The sequence below is a fragment of the Streptomyces sp. NPDC001514 genome, from assembly GCF_053597075.1.
Genome location: NZ_JBSFHO010000028.1, coordinates 83,045 through 101,436, shown reverse-complemented (window position 1 = coordinate 101,436; position 18,392 = coordinate 83,045). Strand labels below are relative to the sequence as shown.

The following is an 18,392-nucleotide window of genomic DNA, read 5'->3' as shown; positions in this document are numbered from 1 at the left end:
CACCCACCGCCAGTGGCGGCCGGCGCCCCGCGACCAGGGGCAGTCGGCCCCGCCACCGGGGGGCCGGTCTCAGTCCCGTGCCGTCAGCGTGAGCAGCGTCGCCTCCGGGGGGCAGGCGAAGCGCACCGGGGTGTAGCGGTTGGTGCCGCAGCCTGCCGAGACGTGGAGGTACGAGACGCGGCCGGCGGCCTCGTGGGTGGAGAGGCCCTTGACGCGGTCCGTGTCGAGGTCGCAGTTGGTGACCAGGGCGCCGTAGAAGGGGATGCACAGCTGGCCGCCGTGGGTGTGGCCCGCCAGGACGAGGGGGTAGCCCTCGGCCGTGAAGGCGTCCAGGGAGCGGATGTAGGGGGCGTGGACGACGGCCAGGGAGAAGTCGGCATCGCGGTCCGGGCCGCCCGCGATCGAGTCGTAGCGGTCGCGCTTGATGTGGGGGTCGTCCAGACCGGTGAAGGCCAGGTCGAGGTCGTCGAGCTTGAGCCGGCCGCGGGCGTTGCTGAGGCCCACCCAGCCCGCCGCGTCGAAGGCGTCGCGGAGTTCCTCCCACGGGTTGTGGACGACGCCGACCGCCGGGGCGTTGCCGTTGAGGCCGTGGCGGCCCTGGGCCTTTTCCAGTAGATAGCGGGCGGGGTTGCGCAGCTTCGGGCCGTAGTAGTCGTTGGAGCCGAAGACGTAGACACCGGGGAAGTCGAGGAGGGGGCCGAGCGCGTCGAGGACCTCGGGCACGCCCTCCGTGTCCGACAGGTTGTCGCCGGTGTTGACGACGAAGTCGGGACGCAGGCCAGCCAGCGACTGCAGCCAGGCGCGCTTCTTGCGCTGGCCGCAGACCATGTGGATGTCGGAGACCTGGAGCACGCGGAGCGGGCGCATGCCGCGCGGCAGGACGGGGACCGTTACCCGCCGGAGCCGGAACGAGCGGGCTTCGAATCCGGCGGCGTAGGCGAGGCCGACGGCGCCTACGGCTGCGATGCCGACACCGATTTTGAGGGGGGCTCCGTAGCGTGCGCGCATGCGCCCATCGTTGCAGACGGGCCCGCGAGGTCATACGGCCCGTCCCCGTCCCGTTCCTCCCGGACCCCGCGGAAGGGCAGCAGCAGAAGCAGCCCCAGCGAGATCCACACGTACGCGTTGCTGCCGAGGAAACCGGGCGCGCCCCCGTCGTTCCACCGCCACAGCCAGACGATGCTGCTGCACAGCAGGGCATAGCTCGTCCCGGCCCAGAACAGCAGCCGCTTGCGCCGCTGCCCGCCCGCTGCCGAGCGCAGTCCCGAGTCGGCGAGGACGGCGAGGGCGGGGATGAGCCAGACCAGGTGGTGCACCCAGGTGACGGGGCTCACCAGGCATGCGGTGATGCCGGTCAGGGCGAAGCCGGCCAGTTCGTCACCGGCGGCGACGGCGCGCCGTGCCCGCCAGGCCCAGACGCAGAGCAGCAGCAGGACGCCGATGGCCCACACCGCGCGGCTCGGCTCGGCGGCGGGCTCGGTGAGCCGGGCCAGCATGCCCTGCCAGGACTGGTTGGAGACGTAGGCGAGCGAGCCGACGCGGTCCGTGTTCCACATCGCCTCGGTCCAGTACGTACGCGACGCCTCCTGGTCGGCCCAGGCGGCGATCACGGTCGCACCGCCCGCGACCGCCGTGGCGACCGCGGCCGCCCGCCGCCGCCGGGTGACCAGCAGATAGACGATGAAGATCGCCGGAGTGAGCTTGATCGCGGCGGCGAGGCCGATTCCGAGGCCCGCGATCCGGTCCAGGCGTCTGGCCCGGGCGGTGTCCGACGTCAGCAGCCAGGCGTCGGCGAGGACCAGCGCCAGCAGCAGCAGATTGACCTGGCCGAAGCTCGCCGTGTCCCGTACCGGTTCCAGCCAGGCGAAGAGGCAGGCCAGCACGGCGTACGCGAACCAGCGGGTCCAGCCCTCCCGGCGGATCGTCGCATCGGTGCAGATATAGAGGATGGCCGCTGCCGCCACGATGTTCAGCAGCTGGCTGATCGCTATGGCGCTGTACCAGCCGACCACCGCCATCGGCATCATGACGAGCGCGGCGAAGGGCGGGTACGTGAAGCCGTAGTGGGTGCCCGGCTTGAGGTAGTCGTAGATCCGGCCGCCGTCCATCCAGTAGCCGATGGTGCCGTAGTACACGTGCAGGTCGAACCAGTGGCGGTGCAGCGGGACGAAGATCAGGAAGGCCGTGACGGCGATCGCGAGTCCCGTGGCCACGGCGACCCTGCCAAGGACCGTGGTCGGGGGCCTCACGCGGGGCTCCCGAGGGGTTCCGTGCGGCCGCGGCCCGAGGAGGAGCCGCGCGCGGTCAGCTGGTACGCACACCACAGTACGAGCACCGCGGCCGCACCTCCGCCCACCGCGAGCAGCAACTGTGTTCCGTCCGGGGCGAATCCGCTGGGCAGTACGGCCAGGGCGAGCACGCCGCTGGCCACGGCCGCGGCCCGGCGCAGCCGTATCGACCCGTTCGGCGCCGCGGCGGCGATCAGGAACAGGCCCCACAGGACGTACCAAGGACGTATCGCCGGTCCGAGGAGGGCGACTGCGCTCAGGCTCAGACCGAGCGCGTAGACCGGGCGGCGTAGATGGTGCCGCCGCCAAAAGGCGATCATGGCCAGCACGGTAGCCGCGATACCCGCCGTGTGCCAGGCCGGAAGCGCGAATTCTGCGAGGCTGCTGCCGAGGCTCGTCAGCGCGGCCCCCGTCATCCGGCCGAGTGATGACGTCAGCGACCAGTTCTGCGGCGAGACAGGAGTATCGAGCGCGGCTATCCAGCCGTAACCCGTGCCGGTGAGGGCGGTCGTCGCGGCCGTGGTGGCCGCCGAGACGCCGGCCACGGCAAGGGCGGCCCGAAGCAGCGGCAGCCGGCCGTCCAGCCGTCGGCCCCAGAGCAGCGCGACCGCGAGCAGACCCAGCGCGGCCGGGGCCTTCACCAGCGCGGCGAGGGTGACGAGCACGGCGCCGACGACGGGCCACCGCCCCAGCGCCGCGACCAGGCCCGCGGCCAGCAGCCCGAGCATCACCGCGTCGTTGTGGGCGCCCGCCACCAGGTGCAGCAGCAGGAGCGGGTTCAGCGCGCCGAGCCAGAGCGCGGTGAGCGGGTCCGCACCGCAGCGGCGTGCCAGCTTCGGCAGGCAGAACACCATCAGGGCGACACCGAGCAGCGCCACGATCCGCATGCCGAGGATGCCGGTGGACAGCTCTGCCCGGGCGAACCCGGCTATCGCGGCCGCGCAGGCCAGGAAGACCGGGCCGTACGGGGTCGGGGTGTGCTGCCAGACCGGTGCGACCTCGGAGGTCAGTGGGCCGCCGAGATGGGCCGGACCCTGCGCGTACACATCCATCTGGGCCTCGACCATCGCACCCTGCGCGAGATAGCTGTACACATCCCGGCTGAACAGCGGCGGCGCCGCCAGCAGCGGCGCCGCCCAGAGCGCGAGCGTGAGAAGCAGCGTGCGTGGTGCCGGTGGCTCGGGCCCGCGTATCGCCCGGCCGAGCAGCGCCCAGGCCGCGATGAGCAGGACGAGTCCGAAATACGCCCCGGCCAGCCCGAGCGCGGCCGCCCCGGAACGAGGCGCGAGCACCTCGCGTACGGGTACGGCCCCGACGGCCACCCCGCAAGCGGCGAGCACCGCCGAGCCGGTCAGCCCCAGGAGCTGAACATGGCGGGTGTCGACGGGAACGCGGATGGCCGGCATGCGGGCAGGCTGTCAACGGACGATGGCCGGGAGCCGACGTGGGCCCCACTCAGGAACGGCAACGATGTGTCCGGAGCGTTACGAGCGGAGGGACGCAGGGACTCGCGGGTGGGCAGGGTGGGTTCGGGCTGGGCCGCGGCGCGCCCCGGACGAAATGCGCGGGCGGCGCACGCCGCGTACCTGCCACAATCGGGGCATGACCACGCTCAAGTCCAAGCTGCAGGAAGACCTCACCGAGTCGATCAGGTCGCGCGACGAACTGCGCTCCTCGACGCTCCGGCTGACCCTCGCCGCGATCACCAAGGAGGAGGTCGCGGGCAAGGAGGCGCGCGAGCTTTCCGACGACGAGGTGCAGAAGGTGATCGCCAGGGAGGCGAAGAAGCGCCGCGAGGCGGCCGAGGCCTTCACCCAGGGCGGTCGCGCCGAGCAGGCCGACCGTGAGAAGGCGGAGGGCGAGATCCTCGACGCCTACCTGCCCCAGCAGCTGTCGGACGACGAGCTGAACGACGTCGTCGCGCAGGCCGTCGAGGAGGCCAGGGCGGCGGGCGCCGAGGGCCCGCGCGCGATGGGTGCGGTCATGAAGATCGTGAACCCGAAGGTGGCCGGTCGCGCCGAGGGCGGCCGGGTCGCGGCGGCGGTCAAGAAGCTGCTCGCGGGCTGAGGCCGACCGCCGGGCCGGGCCGGGGCTGGGCCGGGCTTGTCTGAGGCCGGGCCTGCCTGAGGCCGGGCCGGGAGACCGAGAGCCGGTGAGTGCCGGCCACCCGGATCGATCCGCGACCGATCCGGGTGGCCGGCATTCCTCACTTCACGGGCCTGCTCAATACCGAGGCCACCGAGGCCGCGGGGGCGGGCACCGGTCCCGCCCCCGGGAGGGCGAGGTCAGTTCCGACCGCCGCCGCCGTTGGTCCGCCCGCCGTCCGTTCCGCCGATGAAGCCCGGCGGGAGGGAGATGCCGGGGAACGGCTGACCGCCGTCGCCGCCGGTGTCGTTGCCGCCGTTGTCGTTACCGCGGTCGTTGCCGGGCTTGTCCCGGTCCTCGTCCTCCTTGTCGTCGTCCCCCTTCTCGCCGCGAGGCACGTCGACGGGGTTGAAGGAGTCCGTCGCAGAGGCGTCCAGGGCCCCGGTCATCGCGATCTTCCAGATGGGGCCCGGGAGACAGCCACCGCAGACCTTGTCGTAGTACTGACCGCCGATGGTGATGTCGTACATCGGAGTCTTCTCGCCGATGTCGTCGCCGACCCACACCGCCGTGGAGAGATTGGGCGTGTAGCCCACGAACCAGGCGTCCTTGCGGTCGTTCGTCGTACCCGTCTTGCCCGCGTTGTCCCGGTCGCTCAGGCCGGCCCTGGTGCCGGTGCCGTCCTCGACCACGCCCTTGAGCATCTGGTTGATCGTGTCCGCGGTCCGCTCGCTCATCGCCTGCGAGCATTCGGACCGGGGCACCTTGATGGTCGCGCCGTCCGCGGTGGTGATGGACGCGATCGCGACCGGCGTGCAGTACGTACCGCGGTTGGCGAAGGTGGCGTAGGCGGCGGCCATCGAGAGCGGGGTGCTCTCCTCACCGCCGAGCGTGATCGACGGATTCTCGCCGAGCTTCTTGCCGTCGCCTCGCTCGTAGCCCACCTTCTTCGCCATCTCGACCGTCTCGCACAGCCCGGTCATCTGCTCGAGCTTCGCGAAGTAGGTGTTGATGGACTTGCCGAGCGCGCTCGTCATGTCCCAGCTGCCGCTTTCGTCCTTCGTCTCGTTCTGCGGGTCCCAGATGCCGGAGCCGGCGGGGGATCCCGAGCAGTTGGTGAAGGAACTCATCGGGAGCACGATCTTGGAGCCGGTCGAGAAGGTCTGCGCCGGGCTGATGCCCTTCTCCAGGGCGGCCGCAGCCGTGATCGGCTTGAAGGTCGAGCCGACCTGGAAGCCGTACGTCGTGCCGCCCATCTTGTTGTCGACCGAGAGGTTGAGCACGGTCTCGTGGCGCTTCTGGTCCAGGCCGTACGGGCGCGACTGACCCATCGACAGGATCTTGCCGGTGCCCGGCTCGACCTGCACCACCGCCGCAGCGACCTTGTCGTCCTTGTTGACCTTCGAGGTGGCGGCCTCGTTGGCGGCCTCCTGGGCGCGCGGGTCGAGCGTGGTCCTGATCGTCAGACCGCCCAGGTTCCACAGCTTCTGGCGCTGCTCCGCCGTCTTGCCGAAGGTGGGGTCGGAGAGGACGGTCTTGCGTACGTAGTCGCAGAAGAAGCCCGCGCCGTCGACCGCCGTGATGCAGCCGTTCTTCGGCCTGCTGACGTTCAGCTTGATCGGCTTCGCCTTCGCCTCGGCCGCGGCCTCCTGCGAGATGTCACCGATGTCGGCCATCCGCTGCAGCACGGTGTTGCGCCGCTTCGTGGCCTCTTCCTTGTCGTTGACCGGGTCGTAGCGGCTGGGCGACTGGACGATGCCGGCCAGCAGCGCCGCCTCCTCCAGCTTCAGGTCCTTGGCGGACTTGGTGAAGTAGCGCTTGGACGCGGCCTCGATGCCGTACGCCTGCTGACCGAAGAAGGTGATGTTGAGGTAGTTCTCGAGGATCTTCTTCTTCCCGAGCTCCTCCTCCACCTGGATCGCGTACTTGAGCTCGCGGACCTTGCGGCCGAGCGTCTGCTGGGTGGCCTGGGCGACCTTGTCGGGGTCGTCGCCGGCCTCCTCCACGAAGACGTTCTTGACGTACTGCTGGGTGAGGGTCGACGCGCCCTGGGTGACACCGCCCTCCTGCGCGTTCCGGTTGAGCGCGCGCAGCACGCCCTTGAGGTCGACCGCCCCGTGCTCGTAGAAGCGCGCGTCCTCGATCGCGACGATCGCCTTCTGCATGTACGGCGAGATGTCCTTGAGCGGGACGACCGTACGGTCACGGGAGTAGACGGTCGCGATCTGGCCGCCCTCGGAGTCCAGGATCGTCGTGCGCTGACTGAGCGGAGGCGTCTTGAGGTTGGCCGGGATCTCGTCGAACCCCTCGACCGTGCCCTTGGCCGTGAGTCCCAGTGCACCGGCGGCGGGCAGGGCGATACCCGCCAGCACCACTCCCGCGAGCACACTGACACCGAGGAACTTGGCGGCCTGCTGGGTCCCGGTCAGACCTCCGCCCGAGCGCTTGTTTGGCATGGGGGCAGCCTAATCCGTTGTTGGCGGCGTTCCGCAGGGGCAGGGGTTCCTCGGAGCGTTCGAGTACCAGACCGTGACATCAGGTGCAGCCGGGTCCTCGAGGCCTCAACGTAGATCGGTGCGCGAGCCTGGTGCTCATGGTGGTGGCGGTCGACGAATCGCTCGCCTTCGGCGTCCCGCTCTACCACGGCTGTCCCGAGTGCTGCCTGAGCCGGTCAATTGGGGGTGAGGCAGCCGTCGAGAGCGGCCCGCTGCTGCTCGGGCAGGTGGTCGCCCAAGGGCACCTTGCGAGGGCTGTGATCCCCTTCGCAGATCCAGCTCCGCTCGTCGGCGTCGAACCACCATTCCTGGGCACCCCACATGGGCTGTCCTTGAAGCAGGCGCCTGGCCAACGGCTCGTTCGGCTCGGGAGCACCCTGCGCGACCAGGGCCCGGACGACGGCTGCCACGGCATCTGCCGGGACTGCGGCGTCGCCCAGAATCGGAAGAAGGAGAAGGAGTCTGGCGTGAGGGTCTGTGACGCCTGCGGCGTCCGCCGGCGCCTCGAGCAGTGCGGCGACCTCGGGCCAGCACAGCCCCGGGCCGATACGGTCCTGGTCGTCGCTGGCCAGCACGAGGTCCTGACTCCAGTCGGGGTGCGTGAGGAAGTAGTCCGCGGTGGTGAATGCTTCGCCGCTGTTGTAGTGCACGACGATCGAGAAGCCGCCTGTCAGGGGCACCGTGAACATCGGCCATGCCGACGGGTCGTGGAGCCTGTCCAACATGGCGTCTGCGTCGCCTGCGTCCGAGCCGAAGGCCTCCGGCGCGAAGCCCTCGGACAGGTCCGCCAAGTACGCCGGCCAGAAGCCCGGCTCGTCCAGGAGCGGATGCCCGTCCACGACGGGCGAGGAGGAGTACCGGTGTCGTGCCATCACCATGCCGGGATTCTCCCCTGGCCGGTCAGGACTGTTCGACTACCCCAGCTCTCGGGGCTGGGCGGCTTGACGGCATAGCAACGTGAGGTGTCTACGTTCTCATTCGCCGGACACGCGTATATGCCTTGGCCTAAGCTGCTCCCAACTGTCACAGCAGTGCGGTTGCGTATCAATACCCCGCCACATCCCCGCGACACCCTGAGACATTCCTGAGACGACCGAGGCGAAGACCTCCCCCTGTCGCCCGATTCCACTGCCCCTGATTTGTCGGAATTATTACGTATGCCCTCAGGTCACTCCCCTGGGTGATCTGCCGCGTACGCATAGTCCGTTCGGGCCATTCAAGATTGGGCCCGAAGGGGGTGTTGCGCTGTGCCCACCTTCCGTAACGTCCTCAACTGGCAGCGGTGAATATGCCGCTGCCGCCGTGGGGGAGCCTCGATTCGGGAGAGGACGGCGCCGGCATGGGCTGGGTAACCGACTGGAGTGCGCAGGCAGCCTGCCGCACTACCGATCCGGATGAACTGTTCGTACAAGGAGCGGCGCAGAACAGGGCCAAGGCGGTGTGCACCGGATGCCCGGTGCGGACCGAGTGCCTGGCCGACGCGCTCGACAATCGCGTCGAGTTCGGCGTATGGGGTGGCATGACCGAGCGGGAGCGGCGCGCATTGCTGCGCAGGCGACCCACCGTCACCTCCTGGCGTCGGCTGCTCGAGACCGCACGTACCGAGTACGAGCGGAGCGCGGGCATCCTGCCCGTGGGCTTGGAGGACGACGAGACGTACGAGACGTACGCGGCAGTGGGCTAGCGGCTAGCGGCTAGCGGTTAGGCGGTAGGCGGCGCGCGGTCGAAGTACGGGGCACGCGACGCGAAGTGCACGGTACGCGGTGCGGTCCCGGCTGCGTTCCTCGCGAGCGTCCCGCAGCCGTACGTCCTGCCCGCGCGTCCCGCGCGTCCCGCACGGGCCGTACGACCCGTACGTCTTACGCAGCTCCGACCGGGGAACCGCCGGTCGCGAGCCGGTCACCGATGGCCCGAAGTCCTGCGAGGTCGTGCACATCGCCCGGCAGGGCGGCCACTTCGGCCACCGCCACCTCGGGGTGGAGCGCGGTGAAGCGGTCGCGCGTGCGCTGTTCGCGCGCGAGCACCTGCATCCGTTCGGCATGCAGACGGAGCAGACCCGCAGTCAGCTGTGATGTGGGAGGCGGATGCGCCATGGAGGCGTCGGGTGCGTCAGGTGCGTCGGCGACGTCGGGCGCAGACTCCACGGCGGGAGAGTCGGGAGAGGAGCCCGTGGAGTCACGAGGACCAGCCTTCCCGGCCTCCTGATCCACAATGCGGCCCTCATCAAGATTTTCTGCGGCGGCGAGAGCCCGCTCGGCCGACAGCCGGGCGGCGCCGCTGCCATGGACCCGGTTGAGCACCAGCCCGGCCAGCGGCATCTCCTCCGCCGCCAGCCGCTCCACGAAGTACGCCGCCTCGCGCAGGGCGTCCCGCTCCGGGGCGGCGACCACGAGGAACGCCGTGCCGGGCGCCTGCAGCAGCCGGTACGTGGCGTCCGCGCGCGTACGGAACCCGCCGAACATCGTGTCCATCGCGGCCACAAACGTCTGTACGTCACGCAGCAACTGGCCGCCCAGCAGCTTCCCGAGCGTGCCGGTCATCATCGACATACCGACATTCAGGAACTTCATCCCGGCCCGGCCGCCCATCTTCGCCGGGGCCATCAGCAGCCTGATGAACTTGCCGTCCAGGAAGGACCCGAGCCGCTTCGGCGCGTCCAGGAAGTCCAGCGCCGACCGTGACGGCGGAGTGTCCACCACGATCAGGTCCCACTCGTCGCGCGCCCTCAGCTGCCCCAGCTTCTCCATCGCCATGTACTCCTGCGTGCCCGCGAAGCCGGCCGACAGGGACTGGTAGAAGGGGTTCTCCAGAATCGCGCGGGCCCGCGCGGGATCCGCGTGCGTCTCGACGATCTCGTCGAACGTGCGCTTCATGTCGAGCATCATGGCGTGCAGCTCGCCGTCGCCCTTGATGCCGTCCACCCGGCGTGGGGTGTTGTCGAGCAGATCGATGCCCATCGACTGGGCCAGCCTGCGCGCCGGATCGATGGTGAGGACGACCGCCTTGCGGCCGCGCTCCGCCGCGCGTACGCCCAGGGCAGCCGCGGTCGTCGTCTTGCCGACGCCGCCGGCGCCGCAGCAGACGATGATGCGGGTGCCCGGGTCGTCGAGCAGCGGATCGATGTCCAGCAGCGGTGTGTCCTGCAGCGCGATGCCCGCGATGCCTGCGATGCCCTGCGTCATGGACGGCGTCATGCGTTATCCGTTCTCCCCGTTCACACCGAGCTTCCGCAGTTCGGTCGCCAGCTGGTACAGCCCGGCCAGATCGACCCCCTCGCTCAGCAGGGGGAGTTCGTACGTCGGCAGATCGAGACCGGCGAGCACGGCGCGCTGCTCGCGCTCCAGCTCCACGCGCTGGGCATGCTCGGCGGCCTGCGACAGCAGCGGGCTCACCAGCCTGGCCGCGCCGCCCACGCCCGCCGCGGTCAGCGACTTGGCGATGTCCTTGCGGCGGCCGGCCGTCGCCGCGGTCCGCACCGCCTCCTCGTCGAGGATGTGCGGCCGCACCATGTTCACGATCACCTTGCCGGTGGGGAGATCCGCGTCGCGCAGCTCGGCGACGCCGTCGGCGGTCTCCTGGACCGGCATCTCCTCCAGCAGGGTCACCAGGTGGACCGCGGTCTCCGGAGACTTGAGGACCCGCATCACGGCCTGGGCCTGATTGTGTATCGGGCCGATCTTCGCCAGACCCGCCACCTCGTCGTTGACGTTCAGGAAGCGCGTGATCCGGCCGGTGGGCGGGGCGTCCATGACGACGTGGTCGTAGGCGTACTGCCCCTTTTTGTCACGGCGGCGCACGGCCTCGCAGGCCTTGCCGGTCAGCAGCACGTCCCGTACTCCGGGCGCGATCGTCGTCGCGAAGTCGATCGCGCCGAGCTTCTTGAGCGCCCGGCCCGCCGAACCCAGCTTGTAGAACATCTGGAGGTAGTCGAGAAGGGCCCGTTCCGCGTCGATGGCCAACGCGAAGACCTCGCCGCCGCCCGGGGCGACGGCGATCTTGCGTTCCTCGTACGGCAGCGCCTCCGTCTCGAAGAGCTGTGCGATTCCTTGCCTGCCCTCGACCTCGACGAGGAGAGTGCGCTTCCCCTCGGTCGCGAGGGCGAGCGCGAGGGCCGCGGCGACCGTCGTCTTACCGGTACCGCCCTTGCCGCTGACGACCTGAAGCCTGCTCACGTCTTCGAGCCTAACCAGTCGCCGCGCAGGCTACGCACGAGGCTGCCCCTGGGCAGGGTGTGAGGCTGCCCGTGGGCTACGCATGAGGCATCCGGTCCATGCGGCTACAGTCGGCTCCATGACCAAGTGGGAATACGCGACCGTGCCCCTTCTCGTGCACGCGACCAAGCAGATTCTGGACACCTGGGGCGAGGACGGCTGGGAGCTCGTCCAGGTCGTCCCCGGCCCGAACAACCCCGAGCAGCTCGTGGCATACCTGAAGCGGGAGAAGTCGTGAGTGGCGCCGTCGAGGCGAAGCTCGCCGAGCTCGGCCTGACGCTTCCGGAGGTCGTGCCGCCGCTGGCCGCGTACCAGCCGGCCGTGGAGTCCGGCCCGTACGTCTACACCGCGGGACAGCTCCCGATGGTGGAGGGCAAGCTTCCGGTCACCGGCAAGGTGGGCGGCGAGGTGACCGCCGAGGAGGCCAAGCAGCTCGCCGCCACGTGCGCACTGAACGCGCTGGCCGCCGTGAAGTCGGTCGCGGGCGATCTGGACCGTATTGCGCGTGTGGTGAAGGTTGTCGGCTTTGTCGCGTCGGCGTCCGACTTCACCGGCCAGCCGGGTGTCGTCAACGGTGCGAGCGAGCTGCTCGGCGCCGTGCTCGGCGACAAGGGTGTGCACGCGCGCAGCGCGGTGGGCGTCACGGTGCTGCCGCTGGACGCTCCGGTCGAGGTCGAGATCCAGGTGGAGCTCGTCCAGGACTGAGTCTCCGGTCGGCTGAACAGCCGGTCAGTACGAACACGGCCCCGAGTCCACCCTTTCCGGGCGGGCTCGGGGCCGTACTCATGTCTTCGGCCATCCCTCGGCGCTCTCTCGGCGCCCTTCCGGTAATCCTCTGCCGGCTCTCTTGACGTGATCATGTCCACGGGTGTGACCTGTTCACAGTTAGGAACCTTTCCTATCCATCTGAATCGGGAGGGACCCCGTGGCACCAATCCCCCACAGGCCGCGCCGAGCGGTCGGTGCCCTCATGGCTGCGGCCACCGCGGCGTTAACCGTGGCGCTGCCGAGCCCAAGCCCGAGCTCGACCGGGCAGCCCGCGGCCGCCACCGCCGCCGTCCGGTACGAGGCCGAGGCCGCCACCGTTTCGCAGGGCGCCGTCGAGTCCAACCACACCGGCTTCTCCGGCACCGGCTTCGTCAACTTCGCGGCCGTCAGAGGCGCGTACGTCGAGTTCACCGTCGACTCGGCGCAGGCCGCCAACGCCAGGCTCGACTTCCGCTACGCCGCCGCCACCGCCGACCGCCCGCTGGACATTGCCGTGGGCGGCGTCACCGTCGCCGACGACCGGTCCTTCCCGGCCACCGGCGCCTGGACGACCTGGCGGAACGTCACCGTGAACGCCGCACTGAAGGCGGGCAGCAACAAGATCCGCGCGACCACGTCGGGCGTCGACGGACCGAACCTCGACAACCTGTCCGTCACCGCGACCGGCCCCGCCGACACCGAGCGCCCCACCGCGCCGACCGATCTGCGCAAGGACAAGGAGCCGACGGCCACCACCGTGTCGCTCGCCTGGGACGCGGCCACCGACAACGTGGGCGTCACCGCCTACGACATCTACCAGCACGGCCAGCTGATGAAGAAGGTCGGCGGCACGACGTCGGCGGCGACCGTCGAGAACCTCGACCCCGAGACGTCGTACGACTGGACCGTCTTCGCGCGTGACGCGGCCGGCAACGCCTCGGTGGCCAGCAACGCCGTCACCATCGCCACCCTGCCCGCCCCGCCGGACGACGAGGCGCCGACCGCGCCCGCGAACCTGCGCTCCCCGGCGAAGACCGCGACCACCATCGACCTCGACTGGGACGCGTCGACCGACAACGTGAAGGTCGCGGGGTACGAGATCCACCGCGACGGGGTCCTGTCGGGAACCTCCGACACCAACACGACGAGTGTCGCGGGCCTGACCCCCGACACCGCGTACACGTTCAAGGTCAGGGCCTACGACGCCAAGGGCAACAAGTCCGGCTTCAGTCCCGAGATCACGGTTACGACGTCCGGCAGCCGGCCGGGCGGCACCCCCGACCCGGGGGCGGTCTCCACGCTCGCGAGCGGAGTGGACGTGGCCTGGGGCCTCGGCTTCCTTCCCGACGGCACGGGCATCTACACCGAGCGCAACACCTTCAATGTCTACAAGCTGACCAAGTCCGGGACGAAGACGCTGGTCGGCAAGGTGCCCAACTCCCAGACCACGGGCGGCGAAGGCGGTCTCATGGGCATCGAGATCAGCCCGACCTTCGCCACCGACCACCATCTGTACTTCCTCCACACGTCGAGCGAAGGCAATCGCATCGCCCGGATGACCCTCGACGGCAACACGCTCAGCGGCTACAAGGTGCTGCTCCAGGGCATGGAGAAGAGCAGGTTCCACAACGGCGGCCGGCTCCGCTTCGGCCCCGACGGCAAGCTGTACGCCTCCATGGGCGACGCCCAGACCGAGTCCCGGGCGCAGGACAAGAACTCGCTCAACGGCAAGATCCTGCGGATCAACCCCGACGGCTCGATCCCGTCCGACAACCCGTACGGCAACGCGGTCTGGTCGCTCGGCCACCGCAACCCGCAGGGACTCGACTTCGACTCCAAGGGCCGGCTGTGGCAGGCGGAGTTCGGCAACAGCGTCATGGACGAGGTCAACCTGATCCAGAAGGGCGGCAACTACGGCTGGCCCCACTGCGAGGGCACGAGCGGCAGCTGCTCCGGCTACATCGCCCCCAAGAAGACCTGGCCGACGTCCGCGGCCTCGCCCAGCGGTCTGACGATCATCAACGACCATGTCTTCGTGGCCACGACGCGCGGCGAGCGGGTCTACCGGATGCGGATCGACTCCTCCTCGAACCTGGTCGAGCAGAAGACGTACTTCCAGGGGACGTACGACCGGCTGCGCACGGTCGAGGTCGACCACGACGGTGACATCTGGCTGACCACGTCGACCGACAAGGACGGCACCGCCGGGAACGACCGGATCCTGCGGATCGACATCGTCTACTCGGGCGGCACGACCCCTGGTGAGTTCAAGCTGACCAGCTCCGCCTTCAGCGACAACGCGACCGTCCCGGCGAAGTACACCTGCGCCGGGGACGGCACGGCGGGCCAGGACCCGTCTCCGCCGCTGGCCTGGGGCGCGGGTTCGACGGGCGCCAAGGCGTACGCCATCGTCTTCGCCGACGTCGCGAGCGGCGGCAACAAGCTGCACTGGGCGATCTGGGACATCCCGGCGGCCAGGCTCTCGCTCCCGGAGGGCCTCGGTTCGGGGTACGGCGTCCCGGGCCAGAGCCCTGCGAAGCAGAAGGCCATGGGCAGCGGCGGCAACTCCCTGAAGTACTTCGGGCCCTGCCCGGGCGGCTCGACGCACCCGTACACCTTCACGCTGTACGCGCTGGACACGACCACCGTGCCGGGGGTGACGTCGGGATCGGCCATGGACCGGATCGAAACGGCGATCAAGAACGCGAGCACGGCGAACGTGAAGCTCCGCGGCAACTCGAACGCGGCCACCTGAGCCTGACGAGGGGTGGCCGGTGCCCTGACCCGGGACCGGCCGCCCCTCGAACATCCGGGCGTGAACGCATAGCATCCGCCCATGTCCAATGGTCAGTGGTACCCACCGGAATGGCCCGACCGGATCCGGGCGCTCGCCGCCGGGGAGCTCACCGCCGTCACCCCCAAGCGGGCGGCGACCGTGATGCTGCTCAAGGACACCCCGCAGGGTCCCGCGGTGCACATGCTGCGCCGCCGCGCCTCCATGGCCTTCGCCGGAGGCGCGTACGTCTATCCCGGTGGCGGCGTGGACGAGCGGGACTCCCGGCCGGTCCGGTGGTCGGGCCCGCCGCTGGCCGAGTGGACGGCACGACTCGGGGTCGAGGACGAGGCATCCGCGCAGGCCGTCGTGTGTGCGGCGGTCCGTGAGACGTACGAGGAGGCGGGCGTCCTGCTCGCAGGCGAGACCGCGGACTCGGTGGTCGGGGACACGACGGGCGACGACTGGGAGGCGGACCGGGCGGCCCTGGTCGACCGGGAGCTCTCGTTCGCCGAGTTCCTGGACCGTCGGGGTCTGGTGCTGCGTTCGGACCTGCTGGGCGCGTGGGCCCGCTGGATCACCCCTGAGTTCGAGCCGCGCCGCTTCGACACCTGGTTCTTCGTCGCCGCGCTCCCGGAGGGGCAGCGGACGAGGAACGCGTCGACGGAGGCCGACCGCACGGTGTGGATCAGGCCCGAGGAGGCGGCCGCCGGGTACGACAAGGGCGAGCTGCTGATGATGCCGCCGACGATCGCCACCCTCCGGGCGCTCGGGCGCTACGAGGCCGCCGCGGACGCCCTCGCCGCGGCAGTGGAACAGGACCTCGCCCCGATCCTCGCTCAGGCACGCTTGGAGGAGGGTGAGCTGGTGCTCAGCTGGCCCGGCCACGACGAGTTCACCAAGCACATCCCGACGGGACCGACGGGAGGCCCCCGATGAGCTACGCCTCAGCCCTCCCCGGGCAGCCGCGCGGTGCCGTCGAGTCCGGGCCCGCCACGGCGCGGGCGGTCAACGTCCTGGCGCCCAATCCGTCCGCGATGACCCTGGACGGCACCAACACCTGGATCGTGTCCGAGCCGGACTCCGAGCTCGCCGTCGTCATCGACCCTGGCCCCCTCGACGACATACACCTCCGGAATGTCGTCGCGACCGCCGAGAAGGCCGGGAAACGGGTCGCCCTGACCCTGCTCACGCACGGCCACCCGGACCACGCGGAGGGCGCGGGCCGCTTCGCGGAGCTGACCGGCACCAAGGTCCGCGCCCTCGACCCGGCGCTGCGCCTCGGCGACGAGGGCCTCGCGGCCGGTGACGTGATCCGGGTGGGCGGCCTGGAGCTGCGGGTCGTCCCCACCCCCGGCCATACCGCGGACTCCCTCTGCTTCCATCTGCCCGCCGACCGCGCCGTACTGACCGGCGACACCATCCTCGGCCGCGGCACGACGGTCGTCGCCCACCCCGACGGCCGCCTCGGCGACTACCTCGACTCGCTGCGCCGCCTGCGCTCGCTCACCGTCGACGACGGCGTCCACGTGGTGCTCCCGGGCCACGGCCCGGTCCTGGAGGACGCCCAGGGCGCCGTCGAGTACTACCTCGCCCACCGTGCCACCCGCCTCGCCCAGGTCGAGACCGCCGTCGAGAACGGCCACGGCACGGCGGCCGAGGTCGTGGCGCATGTGTACGCGGACGTGGACAGGTCGCTGTGGCCGGCGGCGGAGCTGTCGGTACGGGCGCAGCTGGAGTACCTGCGGGAGCACGGCCTGATCTAGGACCACGGCCGGATGCCGGCGGCGACGACCCCCGCCCCGGGAGGCGCGTTCCTCGTGCTTTACGCTCCGCTTACTTTCAGCGTTTCGCACTTGGGGGGAAGCCGTGTTCGTCCTGTCCATCCTGCTCGTCATCGCCGCCGTGGTGATGTTCCTCGTCGCCCGCCGCGGCGGCAGGCGCGGTCTCGTGATCGGCGCCGGGGCGGCGCTGATCGCCGGCCTCTTCGCGGGCCTCGCCAGCATGATCTACGTCGTGAGCGCGTACGAGGTCGGCGTCCCGGTCGCCTTCGGCAAGGTCGGCTCGCCCATGACCTCCGGCATGCACGTGAAGTCGCCCTTCACGAACGTCACGACCTTCTCGACCCGTCCGGTCGACCTCAACCTCTCCGACAAGGACGTCGTCGAGGTGCGCTCCAGCCAGGGCGGCGTCATGTACGTGGAGGTCACGGTCAAGTGGGCGGTGACCCCGTCGAAGGCGGTGGAGCTCTACAAGCTGGCGGGCAGTGAGGACGCCATTCAGCAGCGGCTGGTCTACCCGGACAGCCGGGAGATCATCCGCAACGTCTTCGCCCGCTACACGAGCGAGGAGGGCTACGCCTCGGCCCGCGAGCGGATCAACACCGAGATCGGTCGGCTCATCAAGGAGCGGCTGGCCCCGCGCGGTATCGATGTGACCACCGTGAACCTGCGCAATGTGAAGCCGTCCGACCGGCTGCAGGACCAGATCGACCGCAAGATCCAGCAGCAGCAGTCGACGGAGCGGGCGACGGAGGCGGCGCGCACCGCGAAGGCCGAGGCCGAGCGGCGGCGTATCGAGGCGGAGGGCATCGCCAGGGCGAACAAGATCCTCAGTGAGTCGCTGACGGACAAGGTCCTCATGAACCAGTGCATCGACGCCTACAAGGAGGCGGCGGCGAAGAACCCGGTGTACGCCGTGCCGTGCGGCGGCGGCAACGGGAACCCGCTGATCGTGGACGGCAGCAAGCGCTGATCGTACGTACGCGAAGGGGCCGCCCGGCGAACTGCCGGGCGGCCCCTTCGTGCGTATCCGTGTGTATTCATGTGTATTCGTGCGGGCTTGTGCGTGTCCGTACGTGCCGGTACGCGCTCGTACCCGCTCGTTCGCGCTTGTGCGCGTGGCGACGACTAGCGGGAGCGCTTCGCGAGCCGCTCCACGTCCAGAAGGATCACCGCGCGGGCCTCCAGACGGAGCCAGCCGCGCTGCGCGAAGTCCGCCAGCGCCTTGTTGACGGTCTCGCGGGAGGCGCCGACGAGCTGGGCCAGCTCCTCCTGGGTGAGGTCGTGCACCACGTGGATGCCCTCCTCCGACTGCACGCCGAAGCGGCGCGACAGATCGAGGAGCGCGCGGGCGACACGGCCGGGCACGTCGGAGAAGACCAGGTCGGACATCTGGTCGTTGGTCTTGCGCAGCCGGCGGGCGACGGCGCGCAGCAGGGCCGTGGCCACCTCGGGGCGCGCGTTCAGCCAGGGCTGGAGGTCGCCATGGCCGAGGCCGAGGAGCTTGACCTCGGTGAGCGCGGTCGCGGTGGCCGTACGCGGGCCCGGGTCGAACAGCGACAGCTCGCCGATCAGCTCACCGGGGCCGAGAACCGCCAGCATGTTCTCGCGGCCGTCGGGGGAGGTGCGGTGGAGCTTGACCTTGCCTTCGGTGACCACGTAAAGGCGGTCGCCGGGGTCGCCCTCGTGGAAGAGAGCGTCGCCGCGGGCGAGCGTCACTTCACTCATCGAGGCGCGGAGCTCCGCGGCCTGCTCATCATCGAGCGCCGCGAAGAGCGGGGCGCGCCGCAGAACGTCGTCCACGAGTTCTCTCCTTGTCGACCTGCTCAGGGGACGGTGGTCCCCATGATGCCGCACAGGAAAACAGTGCGATCGATCACAAGGGTCCAACACAAGTTTGACGCACCGGCGTGTCCGGTTGTGCGTCAGGGCCTGAATCGGGTGGCGATCGGCCAGGCCCGGGGCGGATGTCGGTGGTGGCCCTTAGGCTGGCCGGGTGTCCAATTCGCCGG

Annotated in this window: 16 protein-coding genes; 8 read left to right on the top strand and 8 right to left on the bottom strand. The window is 70.2% G+C overall.

The window, feature by feature from the left end; translation table 11 throughout:
* Positions 1-69 precede the first annotated feature (69 nt).
* From ACWCXB_RS26205 to mptB, 3 genes are read right to left on the bottom strand one after another with little or no spacing between them, the layout of a single operon-like run.
* Complete coding sequence (locus ACWCXB_RS26205; protein WP_450726037.1) at positions 70-1,008, bottom strand: metallophosphoesterase; 939 nt, start codon at positions 1,006-1,008, stop codon at positions 70-72.
* The gene (locus ACWCXB_RS26200; RefSeq protein ID WP_450726035.1) at positions 954-2,249 is read right to left on the bottom strand and encodes a glycosyltransferase 87 family protein; all 1,296 of its coding nucleotides are present in this window, start codon (positions 2,247-2,249) and stop codon (positions 954-956) included. The genes ACWCXB_RS26205 and ACWCXB_RS26200 overlap by 55 nt, the downstream gene beginning before the upstream one ends.
* Positions 2,246-3,694, bottom strand: coding sequence for a polyprenol phosphomannose-dependent alpha 1,6 mannosyltransferase MptB (gene mptB, locus ACWCXB_RS26195; protein WP_450726034.1), 1,449 nt, complete (start codon positions 3,692-3,694; stop codon positions 2,246-2,248). Before mptB ends, ACWCXB_RS26200 begins: the two co-directional genes overlap by 4 nt.
* A 196-nt stretch (positions 3,695-3,890) precedes the next feature.
* On the opposite strand from mptB, the gene ACWCXB_RS26190 reads away from it, so the two are divergent.
* Positions 3,891-4,355: a GatB/YqeY domain-containing protein gene (locus ACWCXB_RS26190; RefSeq protein ID WP_450726033.1), complete on the top strand. Its 465-nt coding sequence runs from the start codon at positions 3,891-3,893 to the stop codon at positions 4,353-4,355.
* Positions 4,356-4,573: 218 nt separating this feature from the next.
* On the opposite strand, the gene ACWCXB_RS26185 is transcribed toward ACWCXB_RS26190, so the two are convergent.
* Positions 4,574-6,829 carry a transglycosylase domain-containing protein gene (locus ACWCXB_RS26185; protein WP_450726031.1) on the bottom strand — a complete coding sequence of 752 codons (2,256 nt, stop codon included), beginning with the start codon at positions 6,827-6,829 and terminating at the stop codon, positions 4,574-4,576.
* A 215-nt stretch (positions 6,830-7,044) separates the two neighbouring features.
* Entirely contained in the window at positions 7,045-7,746 is a 702-nt protein-coding gene (locus ACWCXB_RS26180; RefSeq protein ID WP_450726029.1) for a hypothetical protein, read from the bottom strand.
* Between the two features lie 461 nt (positions 7,747-8,207).
* Between ACWCXB_RS26180 and ACWCXB_RS26175 the strand changes: the two genes are divergently transcribed.
* The gene (locus tag ACWCXB_RS26175) at positions 8,208-8,552 is read left to right on the top strand and encodes a WhiB family transcriptional regulator (protein WP_266381103.1); all 345 of its coding nucleotides are present in this window, start codon (positions 8,208-8,210) and stop codon (positions 8,550-8,552) included.
* A 175-nt stretch (positions 8,553-8,727) separates the two neighbouring features.
* Here the strand turns inward: ACWCXB_RS26175 and ACWCXB_RS26170 are convergent, their stop codons facing one another.
* Together ACWCXB_RS26170 and ACWCXB_RS26165 are read right to left on the bottom strand one after the other, a co-directional pair.
* Positions 8,728-10,062, bottom strand: coding sequence for an ArsA family ATPase (locus ACWCXB_RS26170; RefSeq protein WP_450726027.1), 1,335 nt, complete (start codon positions 10,060-10,062; stop codon positions 8,728-8,730).
* Between the two features lie 3 nt (positions 10,063-10,065).
* Complete coding sequence (locus ACWCXB_RS26165; protein WP_450726025.1) at positions 10,066-11,040, bottom strand: ArsA family ATPase; 975 nt, start codon at positions 11,038-11,040, stop codon at positions 10,066-10,068.
* Between the two features lie 118 nt (positions 11,041-11,158).
* On the opposite strand from ACWCXB_RS26165, the gene ACWCXB_RS26160 reads away from it, so the two are divergent.
* The 6 genes from ACWCXB_RS26160 (at position 11,159) to ACWCXB_RS26135 (ending at position 17,353) form a co-directional block, all read left to right on the top strand.
* Complete coding sequence (locus ACWCXB_RS26160) at positions 11,159-11,317, top strand: DUF4177 domain-containing protein (protein WP_017947820.1); 159 nt, start codon at positions 11,159-11,161, stop codon at positions 11,315-11,317.
* Positions 11,314-11,784, top strand: coding sequence for a RidA family protein (locus tag ACWCXB_RS26155; protein ID WP_450726023.1), 471 nt, complete (start codon positions 11,314-11,316; stop codon positions 11,782-11,784). Before ACWCXB_RS26160 ends, ACWCXB_RS26155 begins: the two co-directional genes overlap by 4 nt.
* A gap of 265 nt (positions 11,785-12,049) precedes the next feature.
* Positions 12,050-14,581 (top strand): PQQ-dependent sugar dehydrogenase, encoded by a 2,532-nt coding sequence (locus ACWCXB_RS26150; protein ID WP_450726022.1) that lies wholly within the window; start codon positions 12,050-12,052, stop codon positions 14,579-14,581.
* 81 nt (positions 14,582-14,662) lie between these two features.
* The gene (locus ACWCXB_RS26145) at positions 14,663-15,538 is read left to right on the top strand and encodes an NUDIX hydrolase (protein ID WP_450726021.1); all 876 of its coding nucleotides are present in this window, start codon (positions 14,663-14,665) and stop codon (positions 15,536-15,538) included.
* Positions 15,535-16,365 (top strand): MBL fold metallo-hydrolase, encoded by an 831-nt coding sequence (locus tag ACWCXB_RS26140; protein ID WP_450726020.1) that lies wholly within the window; start codon positions 15,535-15,537, stop codon positions 16,363-16,365. Before ACWCXB_RS26145 ends, ACWCXB_RS26140 begins: the two co-directional genes overlap by 4 nt.
* Positions 16,366-16,468: 103 nt before the next feature.
* A complete protein-coding gene (locus ACWCXB_RS26135; RefSeq protein WP_450726018.1) occupies positions 16,469-17,353 on the top strand; it encodes a prohibitin family protein in 885 nt (294 codons plus the stop codon).
* A 155-nt stretch (positions 17,354-17,508) separates the two neighbouring features.
* Here ACWCXB_RS26135 and ACWCXB_RS26130 read toward each other — a convergent pair whose 3' ends face one another.
* Positions 17,509-18,183 (bottom strand): Crp/Fnr family transcriptional regulator, encoded by a 675-nt coding sequence (locus ACWCXB_RS26130; RefSeq protein WP_017947815.1) that lies wholly within the window; start codon positions 18,181-18,183, stop codon positions 17,509-17,511.
* Positions 18,184-18,392: the final 209 nt, after the last annotated feature.